The organism is uncultured Microbulbifer sp., from assembly GCF_947504145.1.
In the GTDB taxonomy this organism is placed as follows: Bacteria; Pseudomonadota; Gammaproteobacteria; order Pseudomonadales; family Cellvibrionaceae; genus Microbulbifer.
Genome location: NZ_CANNGQ010000002.1, coordinates 462,159 through 474,609, shown reverse-complemented (window position 1 = coordinate 474,609; position 12,451 = coordinate 462,159). Strand labels below are relative to the sequence as shown.

Annotated in this window: 11 protein-coding genes; 2 read left to right on the top strand and 9 right to left on the bottom strand. The window is 59.3% G+C overall.

Annotated features, from left to right (window positions below; genetic code table 11):
• Positions 1-100 precede the first annotated feature (100 nt).
• The 3 genes from Q1A74_RS08580 to alaE all read right to left on the bottom strand — a co-directional run bounded on the left by Q1A74_RS08580 (position 101) and on the right by alaE (position 3,089).
• Positions 101-1,507 carry a response regulator gene (locus Q1A74_RS08580; protein ID WP_299594685.1) on the bottom strand — a complete coding sequence of 469 codons (1,407 nt, stop codon included), beginning with the start codon at positions 1,505-1,507 and terminating at the stop codon, positions 101-103.
• Positions 1,508-1,755: 248 nt separating this feature from the next.
• Positions 1,756-2,463 (bottom strand): aspartate/glutamate racemase family protein, encoded by a 708-nt coding sequence (locus Q1A74_RS08575; RefSeq protein ID WP_299594683.1) that lies wholly within the window; start codon positions 2,461-2,463, stop codon positions 1,756-1,758.
• 53 nt (positions 2,464-2,516) lie between these two features.
• On the bottom strand, positions 2,517-3,089 hold the full coding sequence (alaE, locus tag Q1A74_RS08570) for an L-alanine exporter AlaE (RefSeq protein ID WP_299594681.1): 573 nt from the start codon (positions 3,087-3,089) through the stop codon (positions 2,517-2,519).
• Positions 3,090-3,541: 452 nt separating this feature from the next.
• On the opposite strand from alaE, the gene Q1A74_RS08565 reads away from it, so the two are divergent.
• Positions 3,542-4,084 (top strand): PadR family transcriptional regulator, encoded by a 543-nt coding sequence (locus Q1A74_RS08565; protein WP_299594679.1) that lies wholly within the window; start codon positions 3,542-3,544, stop codon positions 4,082-4,084.
• On the opposite strand, the gene Q1A74_RS08560 is transcribed toward Q1A74_RS08565, so the two are convergent.
• The 6 genes from Q1A74_RS08560 to Q1A74_RS08535 form a co-directional block, all read right to left on the bottom strand.
• On the bottom strand, positions 4,078-5,064 hold the full coding sequence (locus Q1A74_RS08560; protein ID WP_299594677.1) for a TIGR00341 family protein: 987 nt from the start codon (positions 5,062-5,064) through the stop codon (positions 4,078-4,080). The two genes, Q1A74_RS08565 and Q1A74_RS08560, sit on opposite strands and share 7 nt — an antisense overlap.
• Positions 5,065-5,079: 15 nt before the next feature.
• Positions 5,080-7,128, bottom strand: a complete 2,049-nt coding sequence (locus tag Q1A74_RS08555; protein WP_299594674.1) for a TonB-dependent receptor — start codon at positions 7,126-7,128, stop codon at positions 5,080-5,082.
• Between the two features lie 161 nt (positions 7,129-7,289).
• Positions 7,290-7,664: a VOC family protein gene (locus tag Q1A74_RS08550; protein WP_299594672.1), complete on the bottom strand. Its 375-nt coding sequence runs from the start codon at positions 7,662-7,664 to the stop codon at positions 7,290-7,292.
• A gap of 72 nt (positions 7,665-7,736) precedes the next feature.
• On the bottom strand, positions 7,737-8,153 hold the full coding sequence (locus Q1A74_RS08545) for a hypothetical protein (RefSeq protein WP_299594670.1): 417 nt from the start codon (positions 8,151-8,153) through the stop codon (positions 7,737-7,739).
• Between the two features lie 61 nt (positions 8,154-8,214).
• Positions 8,215-8,682, bottom strand: a complete 468-nt coding sequence (locus tag Q1A74_RS08540) for a YciI family protein (RefSeq protein WP_299594668.1) — start codon at positions 8,680-8,682, stop codon at positions 8,215-8,217.
• Between the two features lie 52 nt (positions 8,683-8,734).
• Positions 8,735-9,586 (bottom strand): universal stress protein, encoded by an 852-nt coding sequence (locus tag Q1A74_RS08535; protein ID WP_299594666.1) that lies wholly within the window; start codon positions 9,584-9,586, stop codon positions 8,735-8,737.
• Between the two features lie 252 nt (positions 9,587-9,838).
• Here Q1A74_RS08535 and Q1A74_RS08530 point away from each other — a divergent pair, with 252 nt between their 5' ends.
• Positions 9,839-12,388, top strand: a complete 2,550-nt coding sequence (locus Q1A74_RS08530; protein WP_299594665.1) for a TonB-dependent receptor — start codon at positions 9,839-9,841, stop codon at positions 12,386-12,388.
• Positions 12,389-12,451: the final 63 nt, after the last annotated feature.

Genomic DNA, 12,451 nt, shown 5'->3' with positions numbered 1-12,451 from the left:
CTTCAGGAAATACCGTTAAAAAATGCAGCCGTAAGTGTAAGGGCAAATCCCGCAGAAGATAACGCTGTTCTGCTACACACTGTCGCGGCAAGCACGGTGTTTATCTCAGAGCCCACTCGGTATGTACGTTTTTCTCCCGCCAGGACTTCAGTTGCTGGATCGACGTGCGCATCAAACCCAGAATCTCGGTGCGCTGATGGCGGCAATAGTCCCGCTCGCTGTCGATTGAAAGACGCGCCGACAGCGCCTTGAGGCGACTTGCCACCACTTCCAGGCCTACGCTCTCCGCCTCTGCGGCAATGGCCTGGGCCTGGTGCTGGGCATCCAGCCAGTGGCGGCCGGTGAGCGAGCTGGTAAAGGAGGTGATCTTCTTCGGCATATTGGCGAGACGCTCACCCAGCAACTCGGCAAAGGCCAGGTGCCCCAGGGTGTCGCGCTGGCGCTCGAGCGTGGTCGGGTTCAGCATTTTCGCCGCGCGCGCGGGCTTGGCCGCGGGGGCAGTCTCACGGGTTTTCTGTTCCACCCAACTCAGTAGCTGCAGCAATTGCGGGTCACTGGCGGGCAGCGGAAGGATGCCGCTCAGGCCGCGCTCCATGTAGCGCTCTTTGTCGCCTTTACGCAGATCCGGCAGCATGCCGAAGATCAGCAGGTCTTTGTTGCCAAAGTCGCCGCGGATTTTACGCGCCGTTTCCACACCGTCGATCAGTGGCAGCCGGACGTCGATCAGTACCAGGTCAAACTTGCCGCGCAGAGCGGCGTCCGCGCCATCCACACCATTGGTCTCCCGGCGCACACGGTGGCCGTGGGCCTCAAGACGCGTGCGCAGCGAAGGGTGGGTATCGTTTTCAATCAGCAGGACTTCCAGCTCGCGCTGGGCGCTGTCCCGGGTCGCCGCCGCGGGAACCACCTGTCCGGACATTTGCCCGGTGCGCTGTATGTCCTCGATATTACTGCGCAATTGCCGGCACTGCCCCAGCGCTGCCTCGGCCAGCTGGCGCACTTCACCATCGGTACCGCGGGAGAGCAGGTTCATGGTGCTCACCAGGGTTTCCAGGGGCTTGCGCATGCGGTGGCCGGTGATGGAGAGGAAGTCGCAGTGCTCTTCGCGCATCTGTTCCGCTTCGAGCTTTGCTTCCTCGAGCAGCTTGTCGCGGGTCATCAATTCGTGCACCCGGGACTGTACTTGCCGAAACAGTTTGGCGTTTTCCGCCTGCAAATCCGTGGCCTGAGCCGCGCCCGCATCCAGCGCCGTGCGGATCTTGGACCGGGCAACGATCCAGGCAAACGCGAAAACCGCCGTTGAAAGCGCCAGGACAAGCACCCAGATGAAAGGCACCTCGGTATCCAGGAGCAGCGTCTCTCCAGGAAATGCGGATACGGGGCTAGAGAAACCGGCCAGTGGCACGAGAAGCACAGGCAATGTCCGCTGGTATGCGGATACACCGATGGCAGGGATACTGGACAGGGAACGACTGACGGAGCCGTGGAAGGGCATGGCTGTATTCATCCTTGAAAACCAATTATGTGCCGGGTCATTCCTGCGACCCGGTCGGACGGCTTGCCTTGCTGACTGCAGGCCCCGGCAGGTAACGCCGGGAAGCCATTCCGATTTATTAGTGTGCGCTTGCTCGCGCGTTTGATACCCCAAACTCAGGGCACGAACAAGATCATTTTACGCCATTTGGCAGAAAATACAGTGTGAAAATGTGGCATAAGGCGCAAATAAACACCCGTACCAACTAATTCGCTCAATTATTAAGCTGCCTGAACCGTCCGCTCCTGCAGAATCGCCAGCATTCGCTCAGAAGGCAGAAACAGGCGGATTCCATCACAGAACGACAGCAGTTCTTCATAAAAGTAGTCGAAATGCGTACAACCGAGGATAAGAATTTGCACGCCGCTCTTCACCAGGGCTGCGGCCAGGTCGTCCAGCGCGTGCTGCCGCACAATCACCCCGGCGGGCATACCGTCCTCGATATCTTCCACGATCTGCAGGTTGCCGATACCAATCACCTTGGCAGAGGGATTGCCGGAGAGAATTTCGCGCTCGATATTGGCACAACTCTGGCAATTGGCCGCCAGCAATCCGAAATTGCGGTAGCGCTGAGTCAGCTCGGCATAGACATCCAGCGGCGAAATCACCGGGATCGCCGCGGCGGAGCGCACCGCGGCCATATCCACGGCACCGGACAGGGAGTTACAGTAGATCATTGCCGCGCCAGCACCCGCAGCGTCCAGCCGTGCAATAGCATCGATCAACTGGCGGGTCAGATCGCTGCGGCCGAGCGCCTGCAGCTGAGTCTGGGCCTGTGGCGACGAGGAAATCGCGAGGCCCATTCCCGGCACCTGCCGGGCGGCCAGAAATTCGAGCCCGAAGCGAGTATCGGTGGCGGTACCGGCAATCACCCCGATGGTCGCCATATCACTCTGTATGCCATTGTTTTCTATATGTTTATTCTGCATACCCGGAATACTCCGCCCCGTACTGTTTACGGGAGATATCTGATGAAAAAGTGTCAGCCGGCAGAGACGCTATTCGCTCCCGGCCGCCTATTCAGCCACAGCCGTCGCAGGCAGTCGAGATACATTCCATAGGGACGCCCCAGTGCGCCGGCAATCAATACGAAGGTGATACATGCCGTGGCGATTTCCGCCACGGAGGCACCGCCAAGTATCATGTTGAGGGTGTACAGAGGCAGCTGGAAACTGAGAAAGACGAAGGTGTCCACCGCGTAGTTGTGCAGGCCACTGCCGCGACCAAAACGTGCCACTACCCAGTTGCGATAGAGACTGAACGGGCGCGCAATCACCGTGTTGAACACTACCGCCAGCAGGCGTACCTGCAGATGTTCCCGCCAACTCATGCCCGCCAGTACCAGCTCGATAGGGATGGCAATCGCCCAGGAAAAACTGTTCATGGCGAACACATCCAGCAACCATTCGTCCCGGCGAGTCCGGCGATTCTGTCGCGCATTGTGTTCAGTATTGGTGGACTGGCTGGTCTCTACCGGCTGCTCGTCTTCCAGCACCATGACCGGTGGGGAGACGGGGATGGCTTCAGTGGCCTGAGACAGGGATTGCGGTGACATGGCGACAAACGGATCCGATATACGGCAGGGGGTAACCCGCCGGAATTGCGATTGGACATTATTCAGCCACTTTTGGTGGCGCCGGCGATTATATCTACAGAAAATCTAATTACTAGGCCCCGCAAGTTAACTTTCCACCATTCCCTACATGTGCATCCTAAATATTCCGGTTTTCCGAAATGCAACAACTATGACCATTTATTCAGGTAGAGATTTGTCCACCGGGACGGACGGTTGCACACCCTCACTACCCCGGCTTCGAGGATTCAGTCCGTGCCCGGGTGGCCACCAGCGATTACACTGCCCTATTCGACAGAGGATTATGCAACTACTTGCATAGCGACAAAGCGTAATGAAGTACCGGTATCCGGGCCACACGGCCCAAACACTGCCACCCCACGCACCCCAACACCAAGTACACCAACACCAAGCACGCCAACGATGTCACTGATATGTCACTGAGATTTGCCGTACTGACCCTGCTGGATATCGAGCCCGGCAGCGGTTACGACCTGAAACGCCGCTTTGAGCGCAGCGTCAGTTACTTCTGGAGCGCAAGCCACCAACAGATGTACCGCGAGCTGCACAAGTTGCACGGAGAGGGATTACTGGACTGCACAGAGCAGCCCCAGGAAGGGAGGCCAGACAAGAAAATCTATTCGCTTACCGGGGCCGGGCGCATGGCGCTGGCGGAATGGGCAGCCAGGCCTGCCGCGGCACAGAAAATCCGCGAGCCCTTCCTGATCCAGTTGTTTGCCGGCCACCATCTGAGCAGCGCGCAGTTGCGCGCGGAGCTGGAGCGGCACTTACACGAGCACCGGGCGATGCTCGCTACCTACGAAGCCCAAAACCAGCGGTTTTACCGCCGCCCGCAAGAGCAGCAACAGCGCCTGTGGCTCGCCCACCAGCCGTTGCTGCTGGGCATCGAGACCGAGAAAACCTGGATACGTTGGGCAGAAGAATTACTGGAAAAACTGGATGCGTCCAATCACTGAAGATTGAACTGGTTGCGCAGATGAATGGCCAGGGAGAGCAGCAGCAGGGTCACCACCCACACACTGATGTAGATGATCATAGAGCGGTGCGCGGATTTTTTCTGCCACCAGGTGCGCGGCTCTATGCCCTTGGCCAGAAATACCAGCTTGCAGGCGAGGTTCACGCACACGATATTGACCGCCAGTAACAGACCCGCACCCGCCGCCAGCTGCCACCTGCCCGCGCCGATCATCATGCCGAAGGTAGCCGCCGGTGGCAGCAGTGCCACCGCCACCATCACGCCTACCAGCACACTGGACAATCCCGTGGTCATCGAAAGAGCCGCCGCGGCACCGGAAGCCAACGCCAGCGCCACCGAGTCCCAACCCACATTGGTGCGCGCCAGCACTTCCACACTGTATTCATTCCAGGGCCATACCAGCCCGATCACCACGGAAATCCCCGCCGCAACCAGAACGCCCACCGACAGAGACGCCAGGGCGCTGCGCATCAGCCCGGTGTCCCCGAGGGCCGTTCCCAGGCCAAATGCCATGTTCGGCCCCAGTAGTGGTGCGATCACCATGGCGCCGATGATCACCGCTACGTTGTCTTCCAGCAGGCCGATCGCGGCCACAATGGTGGAGAGTACGACCAGGATCAGGTAATCCCGGTCCAGGCGTGCGCTTTTTTCCGCACTGGCATAAAGCGCCTCGCGCGCCGCCAATGCGGTGTCTTCTTTCTTCCGCTCTTCTTCACTCTGCTGGGGAAGCGACACCTCCACCGGAATCACCAGCACACGCGCACCGGCCACGCGCTCTACCAGGGGCGCCAGCAGGTCCAGCACCGACTGCACCTTGTCGTCGCTCACCAGCATACGCATGCTCTGGTGCCCACTGGGTACATGCGCATCCAGACGGAATTCCTCGGCTGCACAGGTTTCGGCAATACCGGCTATGCGCTCGGCATCCCGGGCATCGGCGAGGATCGACAACAGTTTCATGGGGCGCCCGGCAACTCAGAAGCTGTAGCGGAGCGACGCACGCAGGGTGCGCGGCTCGAAAATGTGATAGTGGATATCCTCCACGCCCTCGGCCCCCTCACCCGGCAGACGCGAGGCGTAGAAGTAGTCCACATCGTGGTCACCGGAATCCAGGGCATTCAACAGGTCCAGTTGCAGGCGCCAGCTGTTGTCGAAGTCCCGTCCCATTCGCACATTCACCAGAGAGGAACCCTCAGACTGCACACTACGATCCTCAATCAGGGGATAAGCGCCGAAGTGACGCAGGTGCACGGAGGCGAACCAGCCACGATCGCCCTGGTAATTGAGCGCGGCACTGGCCACCAGCGGAATCGAGCCGGGGACCTCGTTGCCCGCGGCATCGCGGTCGGCAAACTGTGCATCGGTATAAGACACTTCCAGCTCCGCGCTGATGCGCTCGGAGGCAAACCAGTAGACCCCCAACTCTGCGCCACGGCGCTCGCTGGGACGGCTGGCCTCGGTATTGCCCGCGTCTCCCACAAACAGCAGCTCGGAATCCAGATCCAGTTCCCACAGGGCCAGGGTGGCGTGCAGCTGATCGGTAACAAATAGTCGTGATCCCAGCTCGTAGCCGCGGGACTCCACCAGTGGATCGACCGCTGCAACCGGCTCGCCAGACACCGGGTCCACCTGAATAACGGTGCCACGGGCGTCGTTGGAATGGAGCCCCTGGCCGTAGCTAAGGTAAAACTCGGATACTGGCCAGGGTTGCCAGGCGAGGCTCGCCTTGAGCGAGGATTTAGCGTCGCTGCGCTGACCGCTGTTTTGCGCCAGTCCCGCGTTTACATCGAACTCGTAGTGGTCGTAACGCAACCCTACATAGGAGCGCAGAGTGTCGCTCCACTGGTACTGGTTTATGGCGAACAGCGCCAGGCTGTCTTCCATCACCCGATCCTCGCGCACCGTGCCCAGCACCTCGCGCCCGGCAGTGTGGTACAGCCCCACCTGATCGATATCATCCCGACGCCCCTGCACGCCCAGTTGCCAGCTGGCGGCTTCGCGCTGCCACTGCTGTGCCACTGCAAAACCGTAGATGCGACGGTCATCCCGCTGCTGGAACTGATCGCCGCTATCCGGGTGCTCCAGCTGGTAGGTGAAGTTGGACCAGAGGTTGAAGTCGTAATCGATGGCATGGGCACTGACAGAGAGTTCGCCGCCGACGAAGGCGCCGGTCCAGCCCCCGGACAGACTGTAGCGACGGGTGTCGCCGCCGAGGCTCGGGTCCAGAGATCCGTATGGGTCAATGATGCCCTGCGCCACCGCACGCGCGGGAATCTGGTCCGGGGAATTCCACTGGTTGTCATACCCCATCAACGTGAGGTGCGCACGGCCACCGGCCAGGTCGCTGGCGACCTTGCCGAGCAGGTTTACTTTGTTGACGTCTTCACTGATATCGCTCCAGGGGCCATCGTAGGTCTGCCACTCGGCAGCGAATAACAGGTCGCTGCTGCCGGTCTGCACCGAGTCCGCCACCACGCCGCGGCGATAGCCATGCTCACCGAACGCCAGTTCGGCAATGCCGCGATTGAGCGTTTCCGCGATTACGAATCGGGCAGAACCCGCCGAGGAAAAGTCCCCGACATCCGCGTGGTAGGGCCCTTTGCGATAGCGCAGGCGCTCAACGGTTTCCGGAATGACGAAATTGAGATCTGTATAGCCTTGCCCATGGCCGTGGGTGCGCAGGTTGACCGGCATACCGTCCACGAAGGTGGCGAAGTCGGTGCCGTGGTCGAGATTGAAACCACGCAGAAAATACTGGTTGGCTTTGCCGCTGCCGGAGTGCTGGGTGGCCACCATGCCGGGAACAAACTCCATCAGGTCACCGGTGCGGATCAACGGCCAGGCGCCAATTTCCGTCGGCCCCACTTCTCCCTGGGAGGCAGAGATGGCCTCGCCGTTCAGGTTCAGTTGGCGGCCGAGGACGGAGACTTCCTCCACCGCTTCACTGTTTGCTGCAACGCGGTTCACCGCGGAAGATTCAATCGCACCATTGGCAGCCAGTACCACAAGCAGGGCAACAGACATTGAGACCTCATTTTCTTTATCAATTATTGCGCACAGGGCAGATGGCTCCACGACAGGATTGCCCGGTCAAGCTTCAAGATAGTCGAGGTTGGTTACACTGCCAGAACAGGCGGGATCAATCCTGCGTCAAATGACGCAGGCAGCGAGATAAAGTTAATGCCCTAAAATGCATCGGCGGGAATGTGACAGACCACTTCGATATTGTTGCCATCCGGATCCAGCACGTAGGCACCGAAGTAGTGCTCGTGATATTCCGGGCGCAACCCCGGGGCGCCATTGTCTTTGCCACCGGCTTCCAGCGCTCTGTCGTAAAATGCCTGCACCGTTTCGCGGTCTTCGGCACTGAACGCGATATGCACGGCGGGTGTGGTACTGGAGCCGCCCTTGATCAACAGTTGCGGTTTACCGCCCCAGCCAAAGCCCGCCCAACCGGCCATTTCCGAGACCAGCTCATAGCCGAGGGGGGAGAGTGCCAGTTGATAAAACCCTTTGCTGCGCTGGTAGTCGTGCACGATCAGACCGATATGGTCCAGCATGTTTCGTTCTCCCTTCCAAAGTGAGTCCTGATTCCCGTATCCGGAAAATCAGTATAGAAGGCCCGCTGGAGATCAGATCAGTCCGAAAAAAGCGAGGGTGCCGTACACAACCACCGCGGCACCAAACAGGAACTGCCCCAGGATCAGCGCGCGAATCGCGAAGGTGTAGCGGATAAACCGATGCTGGGTATCCAGATCTCGGCTGAATACCCGCGCCGCTTCCGGAAGCTCCTGTTCGATGGCGCGCAATCCCGGTATGGCCAGATTCAGCAGCTCGCGGCTGCGCAGGTCCATCACCCAGAACACACCGGAGACAATCACCACAAACCCACCCAACAGCACCAGAATCAGAGGGTCAAAACTCTTCTCTACCGCGGTAAAAACACCACCGTCGGCAAACATGGAAAGCACCACGAAGAAATTAAATGCTTTGAGGCGCTGTTCGGCATTAAAACGGTAGTGGTCACAGAGGTACTGCTGCTCGTTCACAGGTAATTCCTTTTCCTCCGGCAATACAGTTCCGGCAATGTTTTTTTAGCGTACTGCGAAGTTACGGCGCCTGTTTGGCGATGCGTTTGTGCAGGTCGTTGATGGATTTTATGGCGGCGGAACCGTACCAGGGATGCAGTTCCATCACCAGGCTGCCGGCTTTTACTGCGGGGTCGGTTTCGGTGAGTTTTTTTGCTTCCTCCACGGTGTCCACATCAAACACATAGATTCCGCGCAGCGCACCGCCGTCCAGAAACGGCCCGGCCAGCACCAGAACGCCCTCTTCCGCAAGGCGCTGGATATTCGCCATATGCGCACGCTGTAATTCTGCGGCGGCTTTCTTGTCCAGGTCCCGATTGGGGCCGGCTTTAAGCAGCGCCATCACGTAGCGGTGCATACCGTAGTTGTCCGCGCCAAGCTCCGCGGCCAACTGCCCATCGTAACCAGGCTGCTCCTGCTGGGTATCCGCCTGAGCGGAAAAAGCCAGCAGTGCAATGTATGTGAAAGTTGTCCAGAGACGCAGTGTCATGAGGTTCTCGCTTATTGTTATTTGCCTGCGGGTTTGAATGTTCGCTTCACGCTTAGGGCACAACCACCACATCAGTATTGGCACGGCCGAGAATACGTTCGGCGGTATTCCCCAGCAGGAAGCCCTTCGGCCCCTTGCGCACACCGCGCCCTACCAGAATGGCTCGCGCCTTGTTTCTGTCCACCACACGATTAACTTCTGCGGCGGGTTTACCGGTGACGAAATGGGTTTTATTGCAGGTCACGCCGCTATCGGCAATGACTTGATCCACGGCATCCAGCAGGGCACCGGTGTGTTCGCGGAATTCGTCCAGATCGGCGACTTCTTGCGAGGCCGGCACACAGGCCACGGCTTCCAGGTCCACGCCCAGATGTTCACTCATTTCCGCGCCCAAAGCGAGCACACGCTGGTTGAGCTGCACGTGCAGGGTATTTTCGACGGCCGGATCCAGCGCGGCAACAACACGGTCGTGCTTTATCCAGTGGGTCTCGACCGCAAGCCACAGCGGTTTGGTCAGGTGTTCGATCAGACGCCAGTCGATGGAGCCAAAGCCACCGCGGCCAAATTGTTTCTGCGCGGTTTTCACCACCAGGTCGACGCGGTTCTGGCTGAGGTATTCCAGCGTCCAGTTGGGGATGTCGTGGTGCCAGATGACTTCAGCGGTGGAACCTTCGGGCAGGGACTGCTCGCTTTGCAGGGTTTGCAACCACGTGGCGCGCTCCTGCTGGATCTGGTCGCTGATATTGAGAATGGAACCGGACAACAGGGGAATGGAGACCACCGGCTCGTACACAAAGCTCACCAGATGCAACATTGCTCCCGCATTTTTCGCCAGGTCCAGCGCCCGCTGCAAAGCGACCTGCTCGTGCTTTGGTTTATCGAGAATAACGAGAATCTTGTACATAACGTCTCCAGTTCGAGGGATTCCTGAATTTCTGTCGTCCGACAAAACCCAGTTTAGTGCAGAGAGCAACCCGATTTCTTCCCTCAATACTCAGCCGCACCACCAACCAACGCGAGCCTCAATTCACAATCAGCACGCCAATGTCACAGTACGTTCACCGCACTGCAACAAAAACGCCCTAGTCTCCCCGGCCTGTAAATCAACGTTGTACACCAGTATCGACTGCTCAGGGAAACAGACTAAGGAGCCCCCATGCGCCAGAACACACACAATAATCGGAAATTTTTCGGCGAGCAAAAACTGCTCGCACTGGTGATTGGGGTTGCCGTCTCCGGCGCCACCATGGCCCAAGAGAGTGGCGAAAGCATGGAGGAGGTCGAAGTGTACGGCGGCTCCCGTGCAGCACTGGCCAACGCACTGGAAAAACAGCGCGCATCCGACAAAGTATCCAGCGTTGTCGATTCTGACGCCATGGGCAACTTCGCCGACACCAACGTCTCCGAGTCCCTGCGCCGCCTTCCCGGCATCATGGTGGAAAACGACCAGGGTGAAGGCCGCTACGTCTCGGTGCGCGGTATGAACACCGACCTGAACGCCATGACCATCAACGGTGTGAGCACCGCCTCGCCGGAGAATCGCCGCGGCGTGATGCTGGACGGTGTTCCCTCGGACATGCTCGACTCCATGACCGTGTACAAGACCCTGACCCCGAACCTCGACGCAGACACCATCGGCGGCGCCATTGATCTGGAAACCATCAGCGCCTTCAAATACGACGGCTTCCACAGCAAGGTAAAAGCCCAGACGTCCTACAACGAGCTGACCAAAGACGCGAACAACCCCAAACTGGCGGTGACTGCCACCAACCGCTTCCGCATGCAGGACGGCGAGCTCGGTGTGGCCATGGTGGTGAGCGACCAGAGCCGTCGCATCGTCGCGCGCAACAATGAAACCGGCGGCTGGTCCGACGAGGCCATCGATTCCGATTTTGAAATGCGCCACTACGACCTGGAGCGCGAGCGCCAGGGTGTTGTACTGAATTTCGATTACCAGGCCGACAGCGGCAACAGCTACTTCGCGCGTTTCTTCCACAACGAATACACCGATACCGAAGATCGCGCCAAGTGGGAAACCCGCTCACTGGAGGATGACGCCATTATCGAAGGCGACATCGCCACCTACCCCACCCAGCGTATGGATACCGAATCCCGCCCGCGGGTCGAAGTGCGCAGCATCAGCTCTGCCCAGTTCGGCGGTGAGTTCCAGCTGAGCGAGCGCAGCAGCCTGAAGGCAGAAATTTTCGGCTCGCAAGCGGAGCAGGACGACACCAACAAGTGGAACGCCATCTACCGCAGCATCGAGCTCGACACGCCGATGACCTACGACAACAGCGATCCGAAAAAGCCGGTGCTGAACTACGCGCCGGAGCTGTACGATCCGCAGAACTATTTCCTCAAGGCGCTGGAAAGTGAAACGGCCCTGTCTACCGACCAGGACTTCGGCCTGCGGGTGGATATGAACCTGGAACTGAACGACGTCACCGAACTGCAATACGGCATCAAGTATCGCCAGCGGGATAAGGACAACGAATTCGACTTCTGCGGCTACGAGCCCATTGACGATGTCACCCTGGCGGAACACGACAACCGTGTGATCGGCGATTACTTCGGCAACAACCACGGCCCCTCGCCTACCTATGACGGCGTGCGCGACCTGATTCCGACCCTGGGCAATGGCAGCTTTGCCCTGTCCGACGGCACTAGCTGCCGGGCGCCCGGCGATCTGTACGAAATGAGCGGTGACGAGGAGGAGGAGTCCATCGCCGCCGACTGGTATGCCGAAGAAAATATTTTCGCCGGCTACCTGATGGCCACCACCACCACCGACTTCGCCACCTACGTCTACGGCCTGCGCTACGAAGACACCCGCGCAACCTATCGCGGCAAGCAGTTCGATGGCGATGCCTACGCCGGCGACGTTGCTTACGACAACGACTACGGCTTCCTCGCGCCCTCGCTGAACGTGCAACTGCAACTTGCCGACGACCAGATTCTGCGCCTCGGCGCATTCCGCTCCCTGGTGCGCCCGGGCTTTGGTGAGGCCAGCGCCGGAGCGAAAATCGATCTGGAAGACAACGAGATCGAGGGCGGCAACCCCTACCTGGATCCGACCACCGCGTGGAACCTGGACGTCAGCTACGAGTACTACGTAGGCGAAGGCACCTTTATCGGCGCCGGCCTGTTCTACAAGGACATCCAGGACGCGATCGTCGAAGTCAGCGCAAGCGACGCCGAACTGCGCGGCCAGGTGTGGGACCGCATGGAAACCACCATCAATGCCGACGACAGCCGCATCTGGGGTGCGGAACTGGCTCTGCAGCACGCCTGGGACAACGGCATGCTGGCGATGATCAACTACACCTTTGCCGATGGTGAGACCGACCTTCCCGCGGATTCCGCCTACGGCGACCGCAGCACACCCTACGTGAAGCAGGCGCGCAATACCGCCAACCTGGCGGTCGGCTACGACAAGGGTGCCTGGGATGTCCGCCTGGCGGCCAACTACCGCGACAAGTACCTGGATGAGCTCGGCGACAGCGCACTGACCGATCGCTACACCAGTGACTTCATGCAGGTTGACCTGACCGCCAAGTACGAAGTCAATGACAACCTGACCATCAATGCGGCCGCCATGAACCTCAACGACCGCCCGGAGTTCTACTACTTCGGCAATGAGAGCCGTCTGTCCCAGTACGATGAGTACGGATCCACTTACGAACTGGGCTTCAGCTACACCTACTGATAAAAAGCAGGTGGAACAAAAACGCCGGGCAATGCCCGGCGTTTTTCGTTTCAGCGCTCAGTG

What these genes read in the sequence shown, in the direction of transcription:
- Q1A74_RS08560 (WP_299594677.1), bottom strand. Translation starts at nt 5,064, where the DNA reads ATGAAACTGTTGTCGATCCTCGCCGATGCCCGGGATGCCGAGCGCATA.
- Q1A74_RS08530 (WP_299594665.1), top strand. Translation starts at nt 9,839, where the DNA reads ATGCGCCAGAACACACACAATAATCGGAAATTTTTCGGCGAGCAAAAA.
- Q1A74_RS08535 (WP_299594666.1), bottom strand. Translation starts at nt 9,586, where the DNA reads ATGTACAAGATTCTCGTTATTCTCGATAAACCAAAGCACGAGCAGGTC.
- Q1A74_RS08540 (WP_299594668.1), bottom strand. Translation starts at nt 8,682, where the DNA reads ATGACACTGCGTCTCTGGACAACTTTCACATACATTGCACTGCTGGCT.
- Q1A74_RS08565 (WP_299594679.1), top strand. Translation starts at nt 3,542, where the DNA reads ATGTCACTGAGATTTGCCGTACTGACCCTGCTGGATATCGAGCCCGGC.
- Q1A74_RS08580 (WP_299594685.1), bottom strand. Translation starts at nt 1,507, where the DNA reads ATGAATACAGCCATGCCCTTCCACGGCTCCGTCAGTCGTTCCCTGTCC.
- Q1A74_RS08575 (WP_299594683.1), bottom strand. Translation starts at nt 2,463, where the DNA reads ATGCAGAATAAACATATAGAAAACAATGGCATACAGAGTGATATGGCG.
- alaE (WP_299594681.1), bottom strand. Translation starts at nt 3,089, where the DNA reads ATGTCACCGCAATCCCTGTCTCAGGCCACTGAAGCCATCCCCGTCTCC.
- Q1A74_RS08555 (WP_299594674.1), bottom strand. Translation starts at nt 7,128, where the DNA reads ATGTCTGTTGCCCTGCTTGTGGTACTGGCTGCCAATGGTGCGATTGAA.
- Q1A74_RS08550 (WP_299594672.1), bottom strand. Translation starts at nt 7,664, where the DNA reads ATGCTGGACCATATCGGTCTGATCGTGCACGACTACCAGCGCAGCAAA.